Source organism: Pseudoalteromonas sp. B160 (assembly GCF_037162485.1).
In the GTDB taxonomy this organism is placed as follows: Bacteria; Pseudomonadota; Gammaproteobacteria; order Enterobacterales; family Alteromonadaceae; genus Pseudoalteromonas; species Pseudoalteromonas rhizosphaerae.
In genome coordinates, this window is the sequence record NZ_JARLUX010000001.1 from 2,356,643 (window position 1) to 2,380,521 (window position 23,879).

Annotated in this window: 21 protein-coding genes and 3 pseudogenes; 11 read left to right on the forward strand and 13 right to left on the reverse strand. The window is 40.1% G+C overall.

The window, feature by feature from the left end; genetic code table 11:
* Nucleotides 1-6: 6 nt before the first annotated feature.
* On the forward strand, nucleotides 7-918 hold the full coding sequence (gene lpxC, locus P4S61_RS10950) for a UDP-3-O-acyl-N-acetylglucosamine deacetylase (RefSeq protein ID WP_182718054.1): 912 nt from the start codon (nucleotides 7-9) through the stop codon (nucleotides 916-918).
* A 255-nt stretch (nucleotides 919-1,173) separates the two neighbouring features.
* Here the strand turns inward: lpxC and yjjG are convergent, their stop codons facing one another.
* The 3 genes from yjjG to P4S61_RS10965 form a co-directional block, all read right to left on the reverse strand.
* Nucleotides 1,174-1,848: a pyrimidine 5'-nucleotidase gene (gene yjjG / locus P4S61_RS10955; RefSeq protein ID WP_145236903.1), complete on the reverse strand. Its 675-nt coding sequence runs from the start codon at nucleotides 1,846-1,848 to the stop codon at nucleotides 1,174-1,176.
* A complete protein-coding gene (gene yjjX / locus P4S61_RS10960) occupies nucleotides 1,848-2,393 on the reverse strand; it encodes an inosine/xanthosine triphosphatase (protein WP_182731640.1) in 546 nt (181 codons plus the stop codon). The genes yjjG and yjjX overlap by 1 nt, the downstream gene beginning before the upstream one ends.
* Before the next feature lie 67 nt (nucleotides 2,394-2,460).
* Nucleotides 2,461-3,360 (reverse strand): phosphoribulokinase, encoded by a 900-nt coding sequence (locus P4S61_RS10965; protein ID WP_145236910.1) that lies wholly within the window; start codon nucleotides 3,358-3,360, stop codon nucleotides 2,461-2,463.
* A gap of 137 nt (nucleotides 3,361-3,497) precedes the next feature.
* Here P4S61_RS10965 and P4S61_RS10970 point away from each other — a divergent pair, with 137 nt between their 5' ends.
* Nucleotides 3,498-4,367, forward strand: coding sequence for a hypothetical protein (locus tag P4S61_RS10970; RefSeq protein WP_337118269.1), 870 nt, complete (start codon nucleotides 3,498-3,500; stop codon nucleotides 4,365-4,367).
* Nucleotides 4,368-4,444: 77 nt separating this feature from the next.
* Nucleotides 4,445-4,810 carry a hypothetical protein gene (locus tag P4S61_RS10975; RefSeq protein WP_145236916.1) on the forward strand — a complete coding sequence of 122 codons (366 nt, stop codon included), beginning with the start codon at nucleotides 4,445-4,447 and terminating at the stop codon, nucleotides 4,808-4,810.
* Between the two features lie 47 nt (nucleotides 4,811-4,857).
* On the opposite strand, the gene P4S61_RS10980 is transcribed toward P4S61_RS10975, so the two are convergent.
* The 6 genes from P4S61_RS10980 to P4S61_RS11005 all read right to left on the reverse strand — a co-directional run bounded on the left by P4S61_RS10980 (nucleotide 4,858) and on the right by P4S61_RS11005 (nucleotide 10,235).
* On the reverse strand, nucleotides 4,858-7,428 hold the full coding sequence (locus tag P4S61_RS10980; RefSeq protein WP_337118270.1) for a M1 family metallopeptidase: 2,571 nt from the start codon (nucleotides 7,426-7,428) through the stop codon (nucleotides 4,858-4,860).
* Nucleotides 7,429-7,522: 94 nt separating this feature from the next.
* A complete protein-coding gene (locus tag P4S61_RS10985; RefSeq protein WP_149980621.1) occupies nucleotides 7,523-8,203 on the reverse strand; it encodes a hypothetical protein in 681 nt (226 codons plus the stop codon).
* 77 nt (nucleotides 8,204-8,280) lie between these two features.
* The gene (locus P4S61_RS10990) at nucleotides 8,281-8,631 is read right to left on the reverse strand and encodes a DUF2750 domain-containing protein (RefSeq protein ID WP_145236925.1); all 351 of its coding nucleotides are present in this window, start codon (nucleotides 8,629-8,631) and stop codon (nucleotides 8,281-8,283) included.
* Between the two features lie 17 nt (nucleotides 8,632-8,648).
* Nucleotides 8,649-9,227: a glutathione S-transferase family protein gene (locus tag P4S61_RS10995; RefSeq protein WP_182758750.1), complete on the reverse strand. Its 579-nt coding sequence runs from the start codon at nucleotides 9,225-9,227 to the stop codon at nucleotides 8,649-8,651.
* Nucleotides 9,228-9,295: 68 nt separating this feature from the next.
* Nucleotides 9,296-9,577 carry a peptidylprolyl isomerase gene (locus P4S61_RS11000; RefSeq protein ID WP_149980623.1) on the reverse strand — a complete coding sequence of 94 codons (282 nt, stop codon included), beginning with the start codon at nucleotides 9,575-9,577 and terminating at the stop codon, nucleotides 9,296-9,298.
* 85 nt (nucleotides 9,578-9,662) lie between these two features.
* On the reverse strand, nucleotides 9,663-10,235 hold the full coding sequence (locus P4S61_RS11005) for a glutathione peroxidase (protein ID WP_182731635.1): 573 nt from the start codon (nucleotides 10,233-10,235) through the stop codon (nucleotides 9,663-9,665).
* A gap of 124 nt (nucleotides 10,236-10,359) precedes the next feature.
* Between P4S61_RS11005 and P4S61_RS11010 the strand changes: the two genes are divergently transcribed.
* The 3 genes from P4S61_RS11010 (at nucleotide 10,360) to P4S61_RS11020 (ending at nucleotide 14,114) form a co-directional block, all read left to right on the forward strand.
* Nucleotides 10,360-10,848, forward strand: coding sequence for a GNAT family N-acetyltransferase (locus tag P4S61_RS11010; protein ID WP_182731634.1), 489 nt, complete (start codon nucleotides 10,360-10,362; stop codon nucleotides 10,846-10,848).
* A gap of 139 nt (nucleotides 10,849-10,987) precedes the next feature.
* Nucleotides 10,988-12,901 carry an ATP-binding protein gene (locus tag P4S61_RS11015; protein ID WP_259401922.1) on the forward strand — a complete coding sequence of 638 codons (1,914 nt, stop codon included), beginning with the start codon at nucleotides 10,988-10,990 and terminating at the stop codon, nucleotides 12,899-12,901.
* Nucleotides 12,902-12,983: 82 nt separating this feature from the next.
* The gene (locus P4S61_RS11020; RefSeq protein ID WP_182735139.1) at nucleotides 12,984-14,114 is read left to right on the forward strand and encodes a response regulator; all 1,131 of its coding nucleotides are present in this window, start codon (nucleotides 12,984-12,986) and stop codon (nucleotides 14,112-14,114) included.
* Between the two features lie 25 nt (nucleotides 14,115-14,139).
* On the opposite strand, the gene queG is transcribed toward P4S61_RS11020, so the two are convergent.
* The 4 genes and pseudogenes from queG to P4S61_RS11040 form a co-directional block, all read right to left on the reverse strand.
* The gene (gene queG, locus P4S61_RS11025; RefSeq protein ID WP_337118271.1) at nucleotides 14,140-15,273 is read right to left on the reverse strand and encodes a tRNA epoxyqueuosine(34) reductase QueG; all 1,134 of its coding nucleotides are present in this window, start codon (nucleotides 15,271-15,273) and stop codon (nucleotides 14,140-14,142) included.
* Nucleotides 15,274-15,343: 70 nt separating this feature from the next.
* Nucleotides 15,344-16,560, reverse strand: a pseudogene (locus P4S61_RS11030) (methyl-accepting chemotaxis protein).
* 95 nt (nucleotides 16,561-16,655) lie between these two features.
* Nucleotides 16,656-17,354, reverse strand: a complete 699-nt coding sequence (locus P4S61_RS11035; protein ID WP_145236954.1) for a glycerophosphodiester phosphodiesterase — start codon at nucleotides 17,352-17,354, stop codon at nucleotides 16,656-16,658.
* Nucleotides 17,351-18,215 (reverse strand): annotated as a pseudogene (locus tag P4S61_RS11040) (DMT family transporter). Before P4S61_RS11040 ends, P4S61_RS11035 begins: the two are co-directional and overlap by 4 nt.
* 216 nt (nucleotides 18,216-18,431) lie before the next feature.
* Here P4S61_RS11040 and P4S61_RS11045 point away from each other — a divergent pair.
* The 5 genes and pseudogenes from P4S61_RS11045 to rlmB all read left to right on the forward strand — a co-directional run bounded on the left by P4S61_RS11045 (nucleotide 18,432) and on the right by rlmB (nucleotide 23,842).
* Complete coding sequence (locus tag P4S61_RS11045; protein WP_337118272.1) at nucleotides 18,432-18,758, forward strand: DMT family transporter; 327 nt, start codon at nucleotides 18,432-18,434, stop codon at nucleotides 18,756-18,758.
* A gap of 13 nt (nucleotides 18,759-18,771) precedes the next feature.
* Nucleotides 18,772-19,872 (forward strand): sensor histidine kinase, encoded by a 1,101-nt coding sequence (locus P4S61_RS11050; RefSeq protein ID WP_442961559.1) that lies wholly within the window; start codon nucleotides 18,772-18,774, stop codon nucleotides 19,870-19,872.
* Nucleotides 19,872-20,486 carry a response regulator transcription factor gene (locus P4S61_RS11055; protein WP_182718062.1) on the forward strand — a complete coding sequence of 205 codons (615 nt, stop codon included), beginning with the start codon at nucleotides 19,872-19,874 and terminating at the stop codon, nucleotides 20,484-20,486. Before P4S61_RS11050 ends, P4S61_RS11055 begins: the two co-directional genes overlap by 1 nt.
* Nucleotides 20,487-20,606: 120 nt before the next feature.
* Nucleotides 20,607-23,099 (forward strand): annotated as a pseudogene (rnr, locus tag P4S61_RS11060) (ribonuclease R).
* Entirely contained in the window at nucleotides 23,096-23,842 is a 747-nt protein-coding gene (rlmB, locus tag P4S61_RS11065; RefSeq protein ID WP_145236971.1) for a 23S rRNA (guanosine(2251)-2'-O)-methyltransferase RlmB, read from the forward strand. The pseudogene rnr and the gene rlmB overlap by 4 nt, the downstream one beginning before the upstream one ends.
* Nucleotides 23,843-23,879: the final 37 nt, after the last annotated feature.

Genomic DNA, 23,879 nt, shown 5'->3' on the forward strand with positions numbered 1-23,879 from the left:
GAAGCTATGATTAAACAGCGTACCATTGCAGAGATAGTCAAAGCCATAGGAATTGGACTTCACAAAGGTGAGAAGGTCACTATTACTCTCCGACCTGCGAGCGCAAATACTGGGATAGTATTTCGTCGTGTCGACCTTGATCCGGTTGTTGATTTTGAAACAACACCTGAAGCCGTTGGCGATACGCAATTATGTACCTGTTTAACTAATAAAGATGGCGTTCGCTTATCTACGACTGAGCACCTTATTGCTGCGGTAGCGGCAATGGGTATCGATAATTTGATCGTTGAATTAGATAGCTCAGAAGTACCAATAATGGATGGTAGTGCATTACCATTCATTTATTTGTTACAAAAAGGCGGCATTGCAGAGCAGAATGCGGCTAAGCGCTTTATTCGTATTAAAGAAAAAGTACGTATTGAAGAAGGTGATAAATGGGCCGAGATTGAACCATATGATGGTTTTCATATCGACTTTGAAATTGCTTTCGATCATCCGGCAATCAATGAAAGCCGCCAACGTATCGGTTTAGATATTACGGCACAAAGCTTTACGGAAGAAATCAGCCGCGCACGTACTTTTGGCTTTATGAAAGACATTGAATATATGCATGCTAATAACCTAGCTTTAGGTGGCAGCATGGATAACGCCGTGGTATTGGATGAGTTTAAAGTACTTAATCCTAACGGTCTGCGTTATAGCGATGAGTTTGTTAAGCATAAGATTCTAGACTGTGTTGGTGACATGTTTATGACAGGCCACAACATTTTAGGAAAAATTACAGCTTATAAATCAGGCCATGACCTGAACAATAAGTTACTTCGTAAAATTATGGCGACTGAGTCAGCATGGGAATGGGCAACATTTGATACCCCAGTATACATGCCAGCACCAGGTTTAGAAGTAGCCACAGCTTAATCGCAAACGCTTAAAACAGTTATAAAAAATGACGCTATCTAGCGTCATTTTTTTGTTTAAATATTGCGGTTTAGTTTTTTAATGTTATACCAATCGTGTTAAGTTACTGACCATTTATAGCGACAGATAAATGGAGTGATAACAAGGCGTAAATTTTGACATGTAGTTGTTCTACTTAAAAAATTATAACGCAGTTAGCGCTTTATTTAGCTCGCTAGAATGGTTAAATATTTAAGTCGATTGGTATTAAACCTTTTACAATCCTAACAGCTGTTGTAACTGTACCAGCTCAGTCACTTGGTATGTTGGTTCAATGCCTTCTGGCAGAACTGTGTTGGGATGCTGTAGCCAGCAGGTATCAATCCCGGCATTTTGGCCACCTAAGATATCACTGCTTGCGGTATCACCGACCATTAAGATCTGTTCTTTTGGTGGATTACCTAACAGTTCAAAAGTGTGATAAAAAATTTCTGCGGCTGGTTTTGCAATTCCCACTTGCTCAGAGATAACTAAACAATCAAACATCTCTTTTAATCCGGTATGCTCTAAGCGGCGTGCTTGTAGCTGGGTAAAACCATTAGTGATAATGCCTAATTTAGCATGCGGTTTTAGTTTATTTAGCAGTTCAATAGCACCAGGTAATGGTTCGCAGATCTCAGCCATGGCAGTTAAAAAATCATCATTAAGCTGTTGAGCTGGAACATTGAGCTTATTAGCCCACTCACTAAATCGAGTGACTTGTAGGTGAGTAGCGGAAATAGTATTGTTTTGATACTCAAGCCACAACGGTTTATTTGTTGCTTGATAATGACTGTAATCAGCGTCATTAAAATCAACGCCATAAACTGCAAACATTCTTTTTAAGCCTGCATAGGCATTAAAGCTAAATAAGGTTTCGTCGGCATCAAATAAAACATGGGTGTACTTCATTAAACTTCCTTAGAGTAAAGCGCGGGATGAAGAAAAGGCGCCATAGCGAGTGTCAGCGCTTGCGTATAGGTACTTTCTCGGGTGGCATGATGATTAGTTAATAAACCAATAGCACCGCCTTGCTGTTTGATATTGGTAGTATTAAATGCGTTATCCATTACATCGCCAAGTTCTTTGCCTTGCAATAACGCATTATACAGGCTTGGGGGTAAAGGAAGGTTACTACTACGACCGATAGCACGTTGTTGGTTATCAGCAACGACTACAAATGCAAAGGTAGCGGGGCCGTAGCTAAATTGCTCAGCACCACCTTCCATTGCAACATAAAAATCAGCTTGGTAATGCTGTTGGCAATACAAGACACGATTTTGTGCGCCTATTCGTGTTTCATCTTCACCTATTGGCTGATCAGGTACTTGTGAAGGTGCATCAACTCCTTGACAATCAATCGTCATATCAGGGTAATAGAGAGAGAAAATACTGCGGGCAGCATTTATTTTTACCGGATTTTTGGAACCGACAAGAATGCGTAATGGCTCTGTCATGCTGATATCTCCTTTTATGATGAAGTCAGCAGTTTACATAAGCTATGTATTTCAGCAAGCGTATTTCTTAAATAGGCAAATCAACGGGGGCTAATTCGGCAAGCGCACGCTTTTTAAGGATAATATCTTTGATAAGTGGGGTTAATACTAACTCCATAGCGAGTCCCATTTTTCCACCAGGGACCACTAAGGTGTTGATCCTCGACATAAAGCTGCCTTCGATCATACGTAGGTAATACGGAAAATCGACGTCATCTATGCCACGAAAACGAATAACCACAAAGCTTTCATCAAGGGACGGAATATCTTTTGCGCTAAATGGGTTTGAGGTGTCAACGGTTGGCACGCGCTGAAAGTTTATGTGAGTACGTGAGAACTGTGGCGTAATGTGATTAATGTAATCATCCATACTGCGGACAATTGAGCCCATAACAGCTTCGCGAGAGTGACCACGTTCAGAGGTGTCGCGGATTAACTTTTGGATCCACTCAAGGTTAATTATAGGCACCATACCAATTAGTAAATCAACATGCTTAGCTACATCATGATCTTCATCGACAACACCGCCATGCAGTCCTTCGTAGAATAAAATATCGGTGCTGCTTTCCAGTTCTTGCCACGGAGTAAAGGTACCTGGTAGTTGATTGTATGGCACGGCTTCGTCAAAGGTATGCAAATAACGACGTAATTTACCTGCTCCAGTATCGCCATAGGTGCTGAACAAACCTTCAAGGGCTGCAAAGTCATTAGCTTCACGACCAAAGTAACTAATGTGTTTACCTTCTTGCTGCGCTTCGCGAACTTTTTTATCCATCTCAGGACGAGTATAGCGATGAAAACTGTCGCCCTCTATAAATGCGGCCTCAATATTAAGACTACGAAATATATGCTTAATAGCACTTGTCGTGGTGGTAGTACCCGCACCAGATGAACCAGTGATCGCAATAATAGGATGTTTAGCTGACATAATTTTTCTCGTTTTAAGTAGCTCTGTAGTTATAAGGCGTAGTAAGGGGGTAGGTCAAGTGACATATCAATAACAGACTTGGGAATAACTATAAAATAGCGCTATTATAAGGGCGATAAAAATAATTAGAGAATGATATGAAATTGACTTTACCTTGGCTAAGTTTTGTTGCCACCCTTGCAGTTACCCCTAATAGCGTTTTAGCTGCGATGCCAAAAAGCGAAATTTTACTTGCTAAACTTAACACAGAATATGGGTTACAAGTAAGCCGTATCACTAATAATGATGTTTATAATAATCAGCCTTTACTTACCAAAGGTGGTATTTATTTTACCCAAGAAGTGCAAAGTGAAGGGCAAAGTCAAACAGATCTAGCTTTTTATGATTTTACCAATAAGCAAGTAACTAATTTAACAAATACTGCTGTGAGTGAATACTCGCCGACTTTAACACCTAATGGTAAGGCACTGTCAGCTATCGTAGTCGAGGCGGATGGTAAGCAAAAGTTATGGCAATATCCGTTTGACGATAATGTTAAACCAAGTCGTATTTTTGAGTGGATAGAACCAGTTGGTTATCATGCCTGGGGCGCCAAAAATGATATGGTGATGTTTATTTTAGGCGAACCACATACTTTACAATATACTCAGGTTGCTGCAGCGAAGCCAAAAGTGGTTGCTGAGCATATTCGCCGTACGTTGACATTTAATCATGCATTAGCTGCCTATACATTTAGTTATAGCAAAGCGCAGCAGCACTGGTTAGCAAGTTATGATCCGCAAGAAAATACCGTCACTGACCTCTTTCGTTTACCGCAGACTGTACAAGATTACGCATTTAAAGACGCTAATACGGTCATTTATGCGGTCGATAATCGTGTTTACCAGCGCCAGCTAAATAGCCCTGAGCAGGTCTCGCTATGGCTTGATTTAACGCCTTTCTGTGATACCAATATTACCCGTATGAGCTACTTAAATGATCAACTCGCTTTTGTCTGCGTTAAATAACTATAATATAAAACTTTGCAGGTTCTTGGCTGTGCTGTAGTTTACAGCTAAGAGCTTAATGAAAATCAAGGATATCCATGTCAGCTAGTCCAGAGCAAATCAACGAGCAACTTATTGCATTAGAGTGCCGTAGTAATTTTAGAATTAAGAATATCACTGAATATATGTTACCTAAGTCCAAAGAAGCAATTTATCTGCATATAGAAGGTGGCCAAGCTAAGCTTGTGCTTCGTCCTGCACTGGAAGTCTTTAGTGATGATTTTAATAAAATAGCAGGCGTTAACCGCATTAGCGGTTTTTTTCATAGTAGTGAAATGACACGGTTTCCAACGCGTATTTTTAAAAGCACGAATCCAATCCATTATGGAATTGGTTTTAAAATGACCAGCGTTGAAGGAGCAAAAGAGTTTATTTCTCAGCTAGTAAAAATTATCAATGGATAAATAACGCTGTTGATAAAAAACGGCAAGCCAATGGCTTGCCGTACAAATTAACGTTTTAAGAAACTATTAACTGAAGCTAGTTCACGTTCTTTAAGTGCAATACAATTATTTACGCTTTCTTCAAGCTTGCTTAAGGTGCGGGCATAACCTGGCTCATCAGCAATTTTGCTCATAAAGAAAGTTTGCGTTTTTGCTAAGCTGCTGGCGCTACAACCTGAGGTGGTAAAGTTAGGCAGGTTAGGTACGAAGAAAGGTGGCAAGTTTGCAACTACCTTATCGTAATTCGCGTATATCCATTCAATAAACAAAGCTTCACGGGTTTTCGTGTAAGCCTGTCCTGACATAATCGTACGCATGTCAGATGCAGTGACATCGTCAGTTAAGCTGTAATTTAATACCTTAGTTTGTAGCTCTGGCGTGCCAAAGTAACTCATAGCCGCTAGCATTTTTGTACGCACTTGCGGATCTTTGGTAGTTTTAAAGGTATTTATATATGCATCGAGTAGGTTTTTATCACCATGGAATGCGGCTAAGTTTAAGTAGATTGACGCAAGGTACGGATCAACTTTTTCTGGGTTATTTAAGTAAACACGGGCTTGTGCCTTGGCGGTATTAATCACACTTTGATCTTCACCATCAAAACCTAAACGTGCAACTACTTGAGTACGTAATTGCGAGATTGCAGCATCTTCTTTAACTTTTGCAGTTAAACCATACTGTTTAGCTGCAGGCATGATGCTTTTACGAATAAATTCAGGCCACAGGTCTTGGTTGCTTTCATCTTCAAAGGTACGCTTTTGTGCGGCTAAATAACCCAAAGCGGTATTAGCAACGCGTGGGTGTTTGTCGCTTACAAAAACTTCTAGTGTTTGCATTAAATGTGCAGCAGAAATAACACCAGCATCTAGTAATGCATCAGCGGCAGACAATAACGCTAAACGTTCTCGTACTGTCAATGACTGTGCGGCGTTATCAATCAATGCAGCAAATTGTTTGTCATCCATCACCCAGCGGTAATAACCTAAAGCGCCTTGATCTGGATAAATCCACTCAGGTTCAAATTCAAGTTCAACAGTTTGATTGGCTTTAGTTAGTAATACATTGGCAGTTTTAACTTTATCGCCAGCACCGTATTTTATTGCAACTGGCACATTCCAAAGCTGTGCAGGAGCATCAACGCCCGCGTTAGTAAAGCGGCTTTGATTAATGGTAATCGTTTTACCTTGCTGAGTTACTTTGATCAGTGGGAATGAAGATTGTTCGATAAACGATTTTAAAACCGCTGCCACATCTTTATTTGACGCTTTACCAAGGGCTTGCCATAAGTCGGCTGCTTCGGCGTTTTTATACGAGAACTCTTTTAAATAAGCGCGAATACCCTGCTGGAAAGCCTCTTCGCCAATCCAGTTTTCAACCATAGCTAATACCGAGCTGCCTTTGCTATAAGCTAAGCCTAGGCCGTCCATAATATCGGCTTCGGTTTTGATTGGTTTACGAATTGGCTTAGTACTTAAACGAGCATCTAACGCCATAACGTTATTTTGCGGCAGGTCTAAATGTGATTCAAATTCAGGGTTAAGCTGGGCTGTGATTTTAGCAGCCATCCAGCTTGCAAACGCTTCATTTAGCCATAAGTCATTCCACCATTTCATGGTTACTAAGTTACCGTACCACTGGTGAGCAAGTTCATGAGCGATGATAGATACATTGCGTTGTTTTTTATTGCGAGTCGCTGTAGCCAAATCAAGCAGCAAAATATCTTCACGGTAGGTAACTAAGCCTGCATTTTCCATTGCACCGAATGGAAACTCAGGAACTGCGACTGAATCTAGTTTTTTATAAACGTAAGGAATACCAAAGTAGCCTTCAAGCGCGGCCAATACTTTTGGCATTGCTTGCTCGGCATATTCACCTAAGTGAATTTTACCTTGTGGCGTGATCACACGACCTGGAATTGGCATGCCTTTGACTTCACGCTCCTCAAATGGACCGACAGCCATGGCCACTAAGTATGAAGGAATTGGCGGTGTTTTATCAAAAAAGTGAGTGGTCATATCGCCATTAACGGTCGTTTTTAACTCAGGTGTATTGGCATACACTTTTTGAGAGCTAGGTGCTGTAATCGTTAATTGGAATGGAATTTTATAACTTGGTTCATCAAATACAGGGAATGCGCGGCGGGCATCGCTCATTTCAAATTGGGTAAATAAATACGGCACACCCTGATCTAAGGTTTTATACAGGCCAACACTTTGGCGATTATAGGGGGCAGTGAAGTCGACTTTAAGCGTGTATTTACCTGGTTGAATTTGCTCATCGCAGCTAAATTTTACTTTACCTGTTTTTAGCATTTCAGCACTTAAGTCACAGTTTTCTGCCCCAAGCAGTTTTGCCATTTGCGTTGCGTAAGCAACACCATTTAGCTCGATATAGTTAGTTGGCTTAAGTACTTCAAGGGCGATTTCGGTCATACCGCTAAAGGTTTCTTGAGCTGGATCAAGCGTTAGAGATACGTGTTGAGAACTTGGTTTTGCGAGCTTTTCTAGGACAAACTCATTAGCATGAGCTGAACTTACTGCAACGGCCACACTGAGTGTGAGTAGGCTTTTAATAAACATAGATATCCCTGATATTTTCTTGTTAGAGTTTTGTGCTCAGTTATCGTAACAGTTTTTAAGCAGTGAGTAATGAGCTAGTTGGTAACAAAGTTTGTCAAATAGTGTGGCGCTGATTAAAGCGGTGCCAATCAATGTGCTGGTTGATCACGCGTATTTGTTGGCAGATCTGATTAAGGGTGATTACATCGCTAAATTCAGTCAATTCATATTCATTAAAACCCAGCAGATAATTAAAAGCATCTTTATTGCCTGCTTGAATTGCATAAATGCGGATTTGCTGCTCAAAATTGAGCCTGAGACTGCTGACAGCGGTTTTCATACCAAGTTGATCGATATTGGGAATATCACACTTTTGTAAGTAGCCGGCACGCTCTCCTTCACCAGAGAACCAAATGCGAACTTTCTCGCTATAGCGACCTGACTTAGATGGTAAGTCAAACAATAGGCGATTGTGTCCTTGTTGTTTAACTGCTGCGATATACTCGTTTAAGCCAGCATCAAAAAGTGCTTGATGGATAGGCACAATACGGGCTTTTATTTTACCGTGGGTATGGAAATGAAAACAAAGGATCTGTTGATGTTCAACAATATCGCACAGTTGTAAATGGCCAATTTCATCACTGTAAGCTCCGCTGTAATAAGCGATTAAAGGGAGCCAAAAATGCCAGTGTTTCGGCTGTTCGCGAGGTAAGCGTTGATCACCATATATATAGCCATGGTAAAGCGTATGTAATTCCATAGCGGAAAAAGGGCGGCGACCAAGATGGGACTTCAACGTAATACCCTGAAAGTAAAGATTTGCGCTAGTTTATAGCAAATAAACCAGCGCAGTAAAGCAATGTTAAATAATGCTTATTCGCTTAGTGCGCGTGCTAATCCAACCGGCTCGATTTCAACACATACTTGGTCGTCATTCCAGTTTAGGCCAACCAGTGCGTCATCTTCTTTTAGATCTTCAACCCAGTCATCTAAAAACTCATCCAAGGTGATTTGCAGTGGGCTGTAATCGGCCCATTCTTCTTTACACTGGGCTTTTGCTGTTGCTTCACTTTCCCACAATAGTAGTACATCGGTGTTTTCAAATTGGTTAGAGTCACAAACCACAAAACCGCCATCTTCAGCACCTAGCGCCCAGATTTGTTCACTTTGACGTACTTTTTCAACAAAACTAACTAGTTCTGATTCAATTTCGATATCACTCATGTGTTTACCCTTAAATGTTAATTACGTGGATCGGTTTGCTGCACTGCCTGTTGCTGAGCAAATGAATAATAGAAATTCATTAACTCGGTATGTGCCGTTAGATCCGTTAACTCGCGGAAGCAAATCCAATCAAGTAAGCAGTATAAACTGATGCACAGGTATTCACAGCTTTTAAATTCTGCATCTGCAAAATGGTTATTTAAATAGCTTAATGTTTCAGCAATGCGTTCATTTTGTAGATTAAAAAATAATTTATCATCCTGTGTATCGAATCCTGAACGCTGACAAAGTAATAGCTCAACCAGCGAATCATTGCATGCATTAATGATTGTTAGTAGGTGCTCTTGTTGCCAATTCAGACGAGTTTGACTGTGTTGTTCGAGCAAAAAGCGGATGATGTTATTTGAATCAGCTAAAGTTTGCTGCTTAGTGATTAGCACTGGAATTTTTCGGGCTGGATTATTTTGTATCATCAGCTGACGATCAGTGTCTGAAAAAATATCTAAGTTGATAAACTCAAGACTACATTGATTTAACAGTGCCCAAATACGAATGCGGCGTACAAATGGCGAGGTTGTTGAGCCTAATAGTTGCATGTGCTTTCCTTTGGATAAAAAGAAAGCCGCAGAGGCGGCTTTCTTTTAGGTTAGTAATAAAACCAACGTTATTCTGTACGACTAGTCACTTCAAGTAAGTGGTAGCCAAACTGAGTTTGCACAGGACCTTGTACTTGATTAATCGGTGCTGAAAATACCACTTTATCAAATTCAGGAACCATCATACCAGGACCAAACTCACCTAATGCACCGCCATCCTGACCTGAAGGGCAGTTTGAATGTACCTTAGCTAACTCAGCAAAATCTTCGCCTTGTTCAATCTTGGTTTTTAAATCTAAGCACTGCGCTTCGCTGTCTACTAATATGTGTCTTGCACTTGCCACTGTCATAAAATCTCCCGTTTCAAGGTGGTGTTTTTTTAATCAAATCTTACGTTATTCTAGTTCAATAATAACTACTTGTACCAGTATAAAATTAAATATCTGAAATTGCTTGTTCTATTGCTTTAACTAACTTGTCTGAATCAGGCTTGGTTTTGCTATTAAAACGTTCAACCTGTTTGCGATCTGCAGATACAAGATATTTATAAAAGTTCCAATTTGGCGAACTCGTTTGGGCATTTAAATGTTTAAATATAGCATTAGCATCACTGCCTCTGACTTCGCTGGTGGCAAACATCGGGAAAGTTACGCCGTAATTTACAAAGCAAACTTTAGCGGTGTCTTTTTCGTCATCTTCTTCTTGGAAAAAATCATCAGAAGGAAATCCCAGTATCACTAAACCTTGATCTTGGTATTTTTGATATAGCGCTTCTAGACCTTCAAATTGTGGCGTAAAACCGCAGTTGCTTGCCGTATTGACTATTAATAAGGGTTTATTCTTGAATTGACACAAATTAATGCTCTCTTTAGAGCGAAGTTTGCGCATAGTAACATTAGTGAAGTCATCACATGATGTAGCCTCAACCTGCTGTTGGCTTGTTTGCTCTGGCTGTGCATAAACACTACAACTGAGTATTGCGCAGCATAATAATAATTTTTTAAACATACCGATTCCTTAACCTGTTGTGGCTGATCACCCTAGATGGCAGTCTACCGTTTATTTTGCAGTAGTGTCAGTTTAACTCATACGTTACTATGCAATGAATTGATCAACAACCGCTAAAAACAAAATGACAATACGATTAGCAAATAGTAATGATTTAGCCGCTATAGTTGCAATTTATAATGAAACAATCGCAAGTAGAATGGTTACAGCCGACACCGAACAAGTAAGCATAGCAGACAAGCAAAGTTGGTTTAATAGCCATACCGAGCAGCGGCCTATTTACGTTTATGAGCAAGACTCGAAGGTGATAGCTTGGCTTAGTTATAAGTCATTTTATGGCCGTCCAGCCTATGATGGTACGGTAGAGGTCAGTATTTACATTACAGCCAATGCACAAGGTCAAGGGCTTGGTAAACGTTTACTTACTTTTGCCCAAGAGCAAGCTAAGCCATTAAATATTAAAGTACTACTGGCATTTATATTTAGTCATAATATACCGAGTGTTAAATTGTTTGAGCGTTTTGGTTATCAACGGTGGGGAGAGTTGCCTAATGTAGCAATTATGGATGGCAATCACTACAGCTTAACTATTTTAGGTAAGCACTTAGGGTAGCGGTACTCCCAAAAAATAACCTCTTTGATTATGTTAATGCAGAAAACTTAGGCTACGCTTTTACAATCTCAAGTTGATGAAAAGCGTGGTCAAAGCTGTGCGGAAAATATTGATAGTTGATAGCAGTAGCATTTTAGCGATGCGAATAAAAGTATTGCTCGAATTGATTGGCTGTGAAGTTGAGTTGATTCATTTTTCAATGCTACATGAGTGCACTGCGTTTAGTTGTTATGATTTAGTGGCTGTGGCTCATGGCGTTCCATTAGCTACCGCAAATTCTTTAGTAACGCAGATCAATCAAGATCGTTTTTTGCTTCTCGCCCCTAAAGTTGAAAACAATGAACAACTTTCTTCATTTAGTGATCTTAATCGGCTGGTGCCAAATGCTATTGTAATTTATCCATTTTTTGCGAATAAAGAAATCAGCACCTTGCTGGAGAGTGTTTTAGAGCTTGGCTCCGATAGTGTTTTAGTATTACCAACGGTATTGCTGGTTGATCATATCCCCCAGCGGCTTGAAAAAATAGCAAATAGCCTGTTAGGCGCCCATATTAAAACGATTACAGCTCATAGTATTAGCTCTGCGGTAACTCAAGCGCAAGGGCATGAAATTGATCTGTTATTGAGTGATTTTAGTCTGCCTGATGGCTCAGGTTTAGAAGTGTTCGCCGCTCTCAAAGTACTATATCCGCAATGTCGCTGTTTGTTATTTACCTCAAAACCAAATCAAGTGTCGATGATTGAAGCAATTCGTCAAGGGGTGGAAGACGTATTGGTTAAACCGATCAATGAAAATATGATACTGCAATCTGTGCATAAACTTTGGCAAACTGAGTTGCTAAGACGGCATAACACAGAGTTAGTTGAACGTCTGCAAGATACCGTTGATGCACTTATTGAAAAGGATAGCTTGTTACGCGTTATTTATAAGCACACACCTGATGCGATTATGTTATTTGAGCGCAATGGTGAAGTGATTGAAGCAAACGATGCTTGCTCTAAACTCTTTAATTTACCTGCAAAAATACTTAAAGGTAGCTCAGTTTTTACTTTATTAGATACGATGTCTGCTGAGCAAATTAAAGAAAAAATAGCGACGTTAAATAAAAATCGTCAATTTAGTTGTGATGTATATCTGCCAATGAAAGAGGGAGAGGCTATCCCATTAGTTGGTTCGTTTAATGAGATTGACCATCATGGTAATATTGCACTCGCGGTTATTTTTAAGAATGTTACTCATCTTAAACTTAAAGAGGAGCTGTTGCTCGAGGCAAAAGATATGCTTGAAGAGCAAGTACGTGCCCGAACATCGCAGCTTGAGCATGCTAAAAATGTCGCCGAGGCAGCAAATCACAGTAAATCAGAGTTTCTTGCTAATATGTCCCATGAATTACGTACTCCTATGCATTCAATATTAAGTTTTGCTCGCTTTGGTTTAGATAAACTCGGCAGAGGTGATATTTCAGTTGAAAAGCTACAGAAATATTTATCTCGCATAGAGTGTAGTGGCGAGCGGCTGCTCTCATTACTTAATAATTTACTCGACCTATCTAAACTCGATGTTGGTAAGTTCCCTTTTAATCCGCGCCCGCATAACCTGAGTAATATTATTAAAACCAGTATTGATGATGTGTCAGGTACCGCTATGGAAAAAGAGATTGAAGTACAGTATTTGCCACCAAAACCGCCTATTATAATTGACTGTGATGAAGAGCAAATAAATCAATTATTACGTAATATCCTCGGCAATGCGTTGAAATTTAGTGATCAGCATAGCCGTATTGAAGTCGTTTTAACTAATCAACAAGGGCAGGCAATTATTGAAGTGATTGATAGTGGTATAGGGATACCTGATGATGAACTTGAGTATGTGTTCTCAAAATTCGTGCAGAGTAGCACAACTAATAGCGGTGCTGGTGGAACAGGGCTTGGTTTAGCCATATGCCGTGAGTTTGTCTCATTACATGAAGGAGTTATTTCTGCTCATAACAATAGCTCAGGAGGCACGACGATTCACATCGCTCTGCCTTTAGAAATAAAAAGTTTCAGCTAAGCAATAATAAATTACTTAGCCTTACTGGTAAGAGTTTTTTACGACTAAACTATTAATATGAATTATGAAATGGATGACAATTATGCCTGTAACGAGAATTCTAGCTGTTGATGATGAGCCCTTTAATTTAGAAATTATAGAAGAAATATTATTAGATCTTGATTTTGAATTAAAGATGGTTAGCAGTGGTCCTGAGTGCCTCAGTATCGTGGAAGAGTTTGCGCCACAAGTAATTTTACTTGACGTGAGTATGCCACAAATGAATGGTTATGAAGTATGTAGAAGACTAAAAGCAAACCCTCGTACGGCTCATATCATAGTCATGTTTGTATCAGCCAGAGGCACAGTAGAGGAGCGGATGGAAGGGTATGCTGTAGGTGCTGAAGATTATATTGTTAAGCCATTTGGACAGGATGAACTTAAATCGAAACTGAAAATTCTTAATCAAGTACTGATTGAAAAAAAATCGTTAGAACAGCAAATTGAAGAGGCCACATCAACTGCATTCAATGCTATGGCAAACAGTAGTGAAATGGGGCAAATAGTTAATTATATTGAGAAGATTGGTATGATTAACAACACCAAAGCGCTTGGGGAGGCCCTAGTTCATTGTTTAAGATCGTTTGATTTACAAAGTAATATTGAGTTTAGAGTTATTGCTGATGCTCCTGAGCACTTTGCCCTCAATGGTACGTGTTCGCCAATTGTAATTGAGTTGTTTGATATGCTCAAAAATAAGGGTCGCCTACATGAGTTTTCTCACCGTATCTTAGTTAACTATGAATTAATTAGTTTATTGATTTTAAATATGCCAGATCACGATCCTGATAAGCATGGCCGGATCCGTGACCATGTGTGCTTTATTGTCAGTGTCACAGAGCAACAGCTACGAGCAATCATGACTCGTGAAGCTTTACAGTCGCAACAAACAAAGCTAAATGATGCAATTACTATGGTGAATAGCAAGTTTCATGGCTTAATTGAGCTGTTAAATGAAAACCGTAAGAGTAATGAAGCGGTGTTCAAGCGTTTACAAGAAGAGTTAGAACAGCGTATTCCATCAATGGGGTTAGACGAAGATCAAGAAGTGTTTATTTATCAGAAGGTAGATCAAGCGATTCAAAACTCAGTTGCCCGTGAAGAGTCTGTGCAGGGAGTGAAAGCCGCTTTTCATGAAATTGAGCAAGACCTATCTATCTTATTGAAAAAGTAACAGTAAATAATCAAGGGGTGTGAAGCTACGCATCTCTTGGTAAGCCCTTTTCTACGATACGTATCAAACGGGCGGTTTTTCGTAGCAATTTATCTTGTTTTGAGTATTGTTGCTTAAGCGCCCACTCTATATGCTCTTTTACCAACTCGGTTGATTGATCATAGCTGGCGCTGAGCGCGTCAACGATCGATTGGCTAAATTGCGCATTACCTAAACCTACAGCAATATTGCGTAGCCAGCGCTGATGGCCAATTCGACGGATCGGACTGCCTTCGGTATTTTTTAAAAAGGTAGCTTCATCCCAACTAAATAAATCAAGTAAATCTTTATCTTTTAGTTGTGTTCGTGGGTGAAAGTCGGCTTCATCGGTAATTTGCCCGTAGCGGTTCCATGGGCAAACTAATTGGCAATCATCACAGCCGTAAACGCGATTACCTAATAGTGAGCGATACTGCTCAGGGATTGGTCCTTGCAGCTCAATAGTAAGATAAGAAATACACTTGCGTGCATCAACCACGTAAGGCTCTACAATTGCGCCGGTTGGGCATAAAGTAATGCAGGCTACGCATTTTCCACATCCCTCAAACTCATTGGGCTTATCAATTGGTAAAGGGATATCAACAAATAACTCACCCAAAAAGAACCAAGAACCGGCTTCTTTATTGATTAGCAAGCTGTGCTTTCCACGCCAGCCTAAACCTGCTTTTTCAGCAAGTTGACGTTCTAATACTGGTGCTGAATCAACAAATGGCCGATAGCCTAATTGACCGATTTGCAGCTCAATTTTTTGACCTAATTTCTTTAATCGATTACGCATCAGTTTATGATAATCACGCCCTAACGCATAACGACTAATATACGCTTTATCGGTATTTTTGAGGGTTTTAGCAAAGCTTGCATCGGGGGGCAGGTAATTCATTTTTACTGATATAACCCGCACAGTACCAGGGACTAGCTCCGCAGGGCGAGCGCGTTTCATTCCATGAGCGGCCATATATTCCATATCGCCGTGATAGCCTAAATCAAGCCAGCGCTGTAATTGTGCTTCGTGTTTGCTTAAATCAATGTCAGTGATGCCAACTTCAGCAAAGCCAAGTTCTTTACCCCACTGTTTTATATCAAGGGCTAACTGCGTGTGATCGGATATTGAACTACTCACATGGGTACATCATTAAGAAAAAATAACGGCGCAATTTAACACATTTACAGCGCAGTTAAAACGCTTGTACTTAGACAAAACGCTTTAACTGCTGCTGAGTTTGCTCACTTAGTTGTTGTGATAATTGACAATCACTTAACGCTACATCAATTTGTGCTTTTGCTTGGCTGCCTAATGCAACGATTTGTTCAACTGATTGATGGGTTTGATTTTGTGTCTGTTCGAGTAAGTGCACAGCGCTTACAATTTGCTGTAATTGTTGTTGATTGTGTTCAAATTCAACAAGCCGATCGGTAAATCCATGGGATGTATTACTAATGGTTGTTTCTGCATTATGTGAATAACTGACAAGTTGCTCAGATTCTTTATTTGTTTGATTTACTAAAGAATCCATTTGGTTGATGAAATCGCTGATCTGGCGAGTTGCATCACTTACTTTAACCGATAAAGTTCTTACTTCATCTGCTACAACCGCAAAACCACGACCTGCTTCACCCGCACGAGCGGCTTCTATTGCAGCATTGAGCGCCAACAAATTAGTTTGATCTGAGAACTCTTCAACCATTTTCAGGATGCTACGAATATTCTCGCTGTTTTGTTTTAAGCCAGAAATCGTTTCTGAAAAACTGCTCAATACATGACTAATCGATTTAACTTGAGTGACTAGTTTTGTGAGTTCTTGTGCAGAGTGTGTAACAAAGTTTAAATGCTCTGCGTTTACTTGATGAACATCATCGGTATTGGTAACGATACTTTGCAGACTATCAGTTATTTGATTACTGGCTGCGGTTATTGTTTGGCTAAAATCAATTTGTTGTTCGCTTAGCTGCGCCGTATGTTGCATTGACTCAGTCACTTGATTATTACTTTGTGCGCTGGCCTGCGAACTTTGGTAAGTGGTAGCGAGTAATTGGCTTAGATGATCAGTAAAGGTATTGTACTGTTGGCTGATCTCACGAAATTCATCATAGGTAAAGTGGGGGAGTTTAGCTGCTAAGTTTGCATCTTGGCGGTTAATTTTTATTAAAGTATCACGCATTGCTGTAACTGGGCGCACGATCAGAAAGCGCATGTAAAAGAGTGTAAAGGCAAAGCCGGCAATAATAATCACCGTGAGTAACCAAAATAGGCTAGTGTCTGCGTCTTGCGTAGTTAGACTTTTATATAACCAAATCAAAGTAATAGCTTGGAAAAAAATACAAAGCTAAGATTGCCAACAATCTTTCGGGTTAAAGTAAAAAAGAAGCTTTGTTCTATAAAGTTATAAATACGCATATACCCACTCATCAATTGCTCGCTCGGCTGTTGTATTGTTTTACTCAGTATCGTTCAAATTCACTTTAATTCAAGAATATAGGATGAACGGCAGCCATTTTTGATAACTACAGTGAGTTTAAAATCATTTTCGTGTTGCATGGGTAATTAGTAAAAATTCCGTCGACACCAAAACTCAGCATTAACTCAATATCTTCTTGTTTATCAACCGTGTATGCATAAACTTGTAAGCCGCGTTGTTTGGCATCCGCGACAAACTCATGGTTAATAAAGTTTTTATCAACATGAATACTAAACGCCTGTAAGCGCTGGGCAAATTCGGCATAGTTGATAGGAATGGAGCCCGTTAACGCGCCAATTTTTAGCCAAGGTAGTTTTTGTTTAAGCCACATTAATTGATGATGATCAAATGAAGAGACTAACAGCATATCCTGAGATAGTTTGTTATTAACGATATTTAACTCAATCAGCTCAACAAATTTATCCAACGAGAAAGTGTGTTTTAACTCAAGGTTTAAGAGCACTTTATTGGCTGTCCAATCAATAGTTTGCTGTAGGGTTGGGACAAATTCGCCATTGCCGGCATCAAAACATTGAATTTGCTCTCGGGTGAGTTTATTTATTTTGCCACGGCCGCTGGTGGTGCGATCTAGCCAAGTATCATGGATGATCATGTAATCATCCAAACAGCTTTGTACATCGACTTCAATACCATCGACTTCAATTTCGACTGCTGCGGTTATCGCACTCTGGGTATTTTCTGGATAAGTGCCACTGGCGCCGCGATGAGCAAAAACTTTTATCATAATGTGTGTTTCCGAGTAACTGACCATGTTTCGTAAAATGCTGCACTGATCACTAAGGCACCGCCAAGCAGGGTCTGTAGTGAAGGTTGTTCATGCAACAGCAAAAAAGCTAAAAATGTGCCGTATAAAGGCTGTAAACAAGAAATAAGTCCCGCTGTTGATGCTGATAAATACTGTAAACTTGCTGCAAATAAAGAGTGCGGAGTTGCAGTAAAAATTACGCCAGCGACGAGCAATAACCCTAGATCTTGGTTCGATATATTAATCACTGGTACTTCAATAAAAGCACATAATAACAAGCTAGCCACTAATGTTTGATAAAACATAGTTTGTGGCCCACCGTAGTGGCTAAAGTATCGCTTATGAACAATATTTCTAAATGCGAAAAAAATGCTGAAATAACACCTGTTACCACGCCTAAGGTGACATCATTACCCATATCTGCATTTGGGGTCAGCAAATAGATCCCAGTTATTACTACACCTGCGCTGAGCAAATCGTTTACTTTGGGTTTACTACCATTAAAGAATGGTTCAATAAATACGGTGATCACAGGGTAAGTAAAAAATGCAATCATGCCAACCGCAATCCCAGCCATTTGCATACCAGCAAAGTAGGTGACCCAATGTATACCTACAGCAGCTCCTAACAACAAAGCAATTAAGTAATCTTTAGCACAGCTGAGTTTAATTGCTTTTTTTGCCATAACAGCAATATCATAATAGCCAGACCCGCGATGGCTGCGCGGTACACGGTAATATCTAATGCGTTTAGATTTATTAATTTGGCAAATAGTGCTGTGCCACCAAAAAGTAATACCGCAATGTGTAAATAAACTAAACTTTGCTGTTGAGCCTGCATCTATGAACCTTTTTATTTTTTAATACCAGCACTTTGCCTGTTATCAAAGAGCTTAGTGTCTAGGTGTTATGACTAGGTATTGTGTATCTTTATGTATGACAAAAGTCAGTTTTATTCATGACAATTTACACTACACTCACTCATCATTAAAAGGGATAGTTAAGTTATTAAAGGTAATAAACACCATAAATTTAATAACTAAGGAGTGATAAATTGATGAATATTGCAGCGTGGGTTAGTTTACTAATAGCAGGTATATTTGAGGTCGTGTGGGCGTTGTCTATGAAGGAATCCAATGGTTTCACTAAATTATGGCCAAGTGTGATTACTTTTTTAGCGATGTGGGTAAGTTTTGCATTTTTATCATTTGCTTTAAAGTCTTTACCTTTGGGTATTAGTTATGCTGTATGGGTAGGAATTGGTACTTTAGGAATAACGATTATGAGCTTTGTGTGGTTTAAAGAGCCATTATCTGCTTTTCAAATTGGTTGTATTATTTTGATTCTTACAGGTATTGTTGGTCTGAAAGTGCAAGGCAATTAAATTAAGGATGAGTATGCTACTTAATAAATTAACCCCAAAGACTAAAGCAAAATCCTTTTGGAGTTGGGGGCATTTACTTTTTTCGGTTTTTTATTTATTGCCTACCATTTTTAATTTTTCCCACTTAAGTACACTTAATATCAGTGCTACTTTAGGTTTTTATATAACATTTATTACACTGTATATTCAGGCCGTAAATAAAAAACAAGGGGAAGTAACGAAATTATTTATTGCGATGCTCTTAGTGTGTATTTTTGCAAGCTTTTTAACGACAGGTAGCTCTACATTATTTGGTTTTTCAGCTTTTATTGCCGGTTTTAGTTTTGCAAAATTATCTCGAGCGATGTCAGTTACAGGGGTCTTTATTGGTGTGGTGTTTAGTACTTATATTACAGATATTGATAACCCACAATATTTTTTAGGTGGCTCATTAATATTGAGTATTGTACTTTTTAGTTTTGGTGTCGCTACGCGTAAAGAGCATATTCATAAAATTCGTGAGCAAGAAAGTGCAAAACAATTAGAGCAATTAGCAGCTATTGCTGAGCGCGAGCGTATTGCTCGCGATTTACATGATATTCTAGGCCATTCTCTTTCATCTATTGCTTTAAAAGCAGAGCTTGCTAATAAATTAAATCAAGGTGAACGTTACACACAAGCAAATACTGAAATTGCCCAAGTTGCAGAGCTTGCAAGGCAGCTATTGAGTGATGTGAGAAGTGCTGTCAGTGATTTAAAACAGCTCAATCTTGCGAGTCAAATTTCCCAATTAAAACAAAGGCTAATCGAGCAAGGTTTTGAGGCCGATTTTAACGTCAAGTTAAATGCGTTACCTGCGAAAGTAGAAGGCATAGCAAGTCTTATAATTAAGGAGGTTGTTACTAACTTACTACGCCATAGCAGCACCAAGAAATGTATAATTAGCATAACGCAAAATCAGCAGCAATTAATAATCAATGTGATTGATCATGCACCAGGCAGCTCAATAAAACCTGGAAATGGCTTAAATGGCATTAAAGAACGAGCAGAGCAGCTAGGTGGTAAGGCTACATTTACCTGTGAGGATAACTTTAGTTTAAATGTAATGCTGCCTTTAACAGCGAAGGGTTTCTAATGATCAAGGTGTATTTAGTAGAAGATCAGGGGCTTGTGCGCGACGCAATCGCAGCATTATTAAGTCTAGATTTTAATATTGAGGTAATTGGTCAAGCAAGTAACGGGCAAGATGCATTAACAGCCATAAACATGCTAGACAGTAACTCTCTTCCTGATATTATTTTAACCGATATCGAAATGCCTAGCATGAACGGCATCGAACTCAGTGAGCAAATTGCATCAAAATACCCTGCTATAAAAATAGTTATTATGACCACCTTTTCGCGAGCGGGTTATATTAGGCGTTCTTTAAGTGCTGGCGTTAAGGGCTTTATTTTAAAAGAAGCCCCGAGCGATGAATTAATTAGCGCGCTTAAAAAAGTAATGCACGGGCAAAAGGTTATTGATCCTGAGCTTGCTATTAACGCATTAGATGATACTGATCCGCTGACAGATAAAGAACGAAAAGCATTACAACTCGCAAGTGAAGGGTTGAAAACAGCCGATATTGCCGCAAGGTTATACTTAAGCGAGGGCACGGTACGTAATTACTTATCAGACGCTATTGCTAAATTAAATGCCATAAACCGAGTAGATGCAGCGCGTATAGCCAAACAAAAAGGTTGGTTATAACGCCGTAATAAGCTGTTTAAAGCAAGTAAAAGCGCTTTCTTAAAAGTTTCATAGCTTTTGCCTGTCTCATTGATCGGTTATGGGTTAAAATAACATCATAACCAATTAACAAGATAGTGAATGTCAAACCAAGATCCTAATCTCAGTCGAGAACAAGAAAAGTACGAAAACCCTGTCCCAAGTCGTGAGTTTATACTTACTCATATAAAAGACCGTGCCAAGCCTGCTAATTTTCATCAATTATGTGAGGAGTTAGCGGTAAACGATGATGAGCGTCAAATTGCTTTTAAGCGTCGTTTACGTGCCATGGAGCGTGATGGTCAACTGTTCTTTAATAAATTTAAATGCTACGCCTTAATTGATGAAGCTGGGCTTGTTAAAGGCAAAGTAATCGGTCACCGTGACGGGTTTGGCTTTTTAGAAGTCGAAGGCGAAAGTAAAGACTGGTTTATTGCCAAGCATCAAATGAGTTCGGTGCTGCATGGCGACATAGTACTGGCTAAAGGCACCAAACGAGGCTCCGGCGGCAAGTGCGATGCGCGTATTATTAAAGTGCTGGCTGGCGAGCGAGCACCGATTGTTGGTCGCTATTTTGTTGAGCATGGCATAGCAGTGGTGGTGGCGGAAGATCCACGTATCACCCAAGATATTATTATTTTGCCGGGCAGTGAAAACGGCGCACGTCACAACCAAATGGTGCAAGTGCAAATTACCCAAAACCCTAACCGTAATATGAATGCGGTAGGGAAAATCATTGATGTACTGGGTGAGCATTTAGCCCCTGGTATGGAAATTGAAGTGGCACTGCGTAATCACGATATCCCGCATGTATGGCCAGAAGCGGTTGAAAAGCAGGTTGAACACTTAGGTGAGTTTGTCGAAGAAGGTGACAAGCAAAATCGAGTTGATTTACGTGATTTACCATTGGTTACGATTGATGGTGAAGATGCTCGCGATTTTGATGATGCGGTGTATTGTGAGCCTGTTGAATCGGGTGGTTGGCGGTTATGGGTAGCGATTGCTGATGTATCCCATTATGTCGCAATGAATACCCCACTTAATGCCGAGGCAATCGAACGTGGTAACTCAGTGTATTTCCCTGAACAAGTTATTCCTATGCTGCCAAAAGTATTGTCCAATGGCTTGTGTTCATTAAATCCAAAAGTTGACCGTTTATGTATGGTCGCAGAAATGCTGGTATCGGCTGAAGGTAAATTATCAGGCTATCGCTTTTACGAAGCGGTGATGAATTCGCATGCGCGCTTAACCTACACCAAAGTAAACGCTATTTTACAAGGTGATGAGAAGTTACGTACTGAATACGCACCGGTCGTGCCACATTTAACTGATTTACAGCAAATGTATATGGCATTAAAAGCCGCCCGCCAAGAGCGCGGAGCGATTGAGTTTGAAACCCTTGAAACACGCTTTGTATTTAACGCTCAGCGTAAGATTGAATCAATAGTGCCGGTGCTGCGTAATGACGCCCACAAGCTGATTGAAGAATGTATGATTTTAGCCAATGTGTCTGCGGCTAAAATGCTTGAAAAACACGAAGCCAGCGCGCTTTATCGTGTTCATGCTGAACCAGATGGAGAAAAACTGGCTAACTTTAGACAGTTTTTATCAGAGTTGGGTATTGAATCAACACTCAGTGATGAGCCAACACCAAAAGAAATTACCCATGTGTTAGCCAAGCTTGGCGACCGCCCTGATGCTGAACTTATCCAAACTATGCTACTGCGTTCGATGAAGCAGGCAGTATATCAAGCTGAAAACATCGGTCACTTTGGTTTGTCATTAGGTGAATATGCACATTTCACCTCGCCAATTCGTCGTTACCCAGATTTAGTCGTACATCGTGCGATTAAAGGCATTTTGAAAGCCCAAGGTATGGTTACGTCGGGTGCGTATGTTTATAGTGACGAAGAAGTCGCGCAATTGGGCGAGCAGTGTTCAAATACGGAGCGTCGTGCAGATGATGCAACCCGTGAAGTAGCTGATTGGCTGAAATGTGAATACATGCAAGATCATGTGGGCGACGAATTTGAAGGAGTGATCTCATCGGTTACTAACTTTGGTTTGTTTATTCGCTTAGCTGATTTACAAATTGATGGCCTTATCCATGTCACTAATTTAGGCGATGAGTATTTTCAATATGATGGCGCTAAACATTGCTTGATTGGTGAGCATTCTCGTAAAGTTTATCGTTTAGGCGATAAAGTCACTGTTCAGGTGGCATCGGTAAGCTTAGATGAGCGTCGCATCAATTTAACGCTCAGTGGCGATGTTGCACAAGACCGATACGCCCGTCGTCGTGGTGATGCAAAAGGGCATCAGCCGGCAAGTGTTCGTTCGCAGCTAAAACGTGGCAAAATACCAGGTAAAAAAGCTGACGCGAAAGAGCCTGGTGAACTTAGCGGTCGTTCTGAACAGGGAAAACCAAAGCCAAAAAAACAGTGCCAGTAGAGGTAAAAGAAGCCTGCAGGAAAATCAGCGGATGCTGGCACTTCAACGACTGCAAAAAAACCAAAGAGAAAGGCCGTGAAAAAGCCGAAAAGACCCGGCAAAAATGCCCGTAAAAGTAAGAGTTCAGGAGCAAGTGATACGTGAGTAATGAATTAATTTTTGGCTTTCACTCTGTTGAAGCAATTTTCGCAAGTGAGCCTGAGCGTTTTATTGAAATTTATGCCCTAAAAGGACGTGATGATAAACGCTTATCTCCAATTATTGAAGAAGCGCGTAAATTTGGTATATCAGTGCAGTTTATGCAGCGTAAAGCGCTTGATAACAAATCAAAGGGTGAACAGCATCAAGGCATTATTGCTAATGTTATCGCAGCTCCTACTTTCAATGAAAAAGATTTAGATGCAATCATTGCGCGTGAAGAAACGCCATTTTTACTGGTTCTCGATGGCATAACAGATCCGCATAATTTAGGTGCTTGCTTACGTAGTGCTGACGCTGCCGGTGTTCACGCCATTATTGTGCCAAAAGATAAATCAGCAAAACTAAATGGCACAGCGCGTAAAGTTGCCTGTGGTGCAGCTGAGACAGTACCGCTGATCCAAGTCACCAATCTTGCCCGTACTTTACGTGAAATTAAAGATGCCGGTGTTTGGGTTGTTGGTACTGCTGGCGAAACCGATGTTCATGTATTTGATGCCAATCTAACTGGCCCTATGGCGATTGTTATGGGCGCTGAAGGTGAAGGTATGCGCCGCTTAACGCGCGAACATTGTGATGTGTTAGTTAAAATTCCAATGGCAGGCACTGTTTCAAGCTTAAACGTATCTGTAGCAACAGGTATTTGTTTATTTGAAGTACTGCGTCAGAGAAATACGACACAGCCATAAAAGAAAAGCTTTAAGCTTGTAGCCGTCAGTTTAGAGA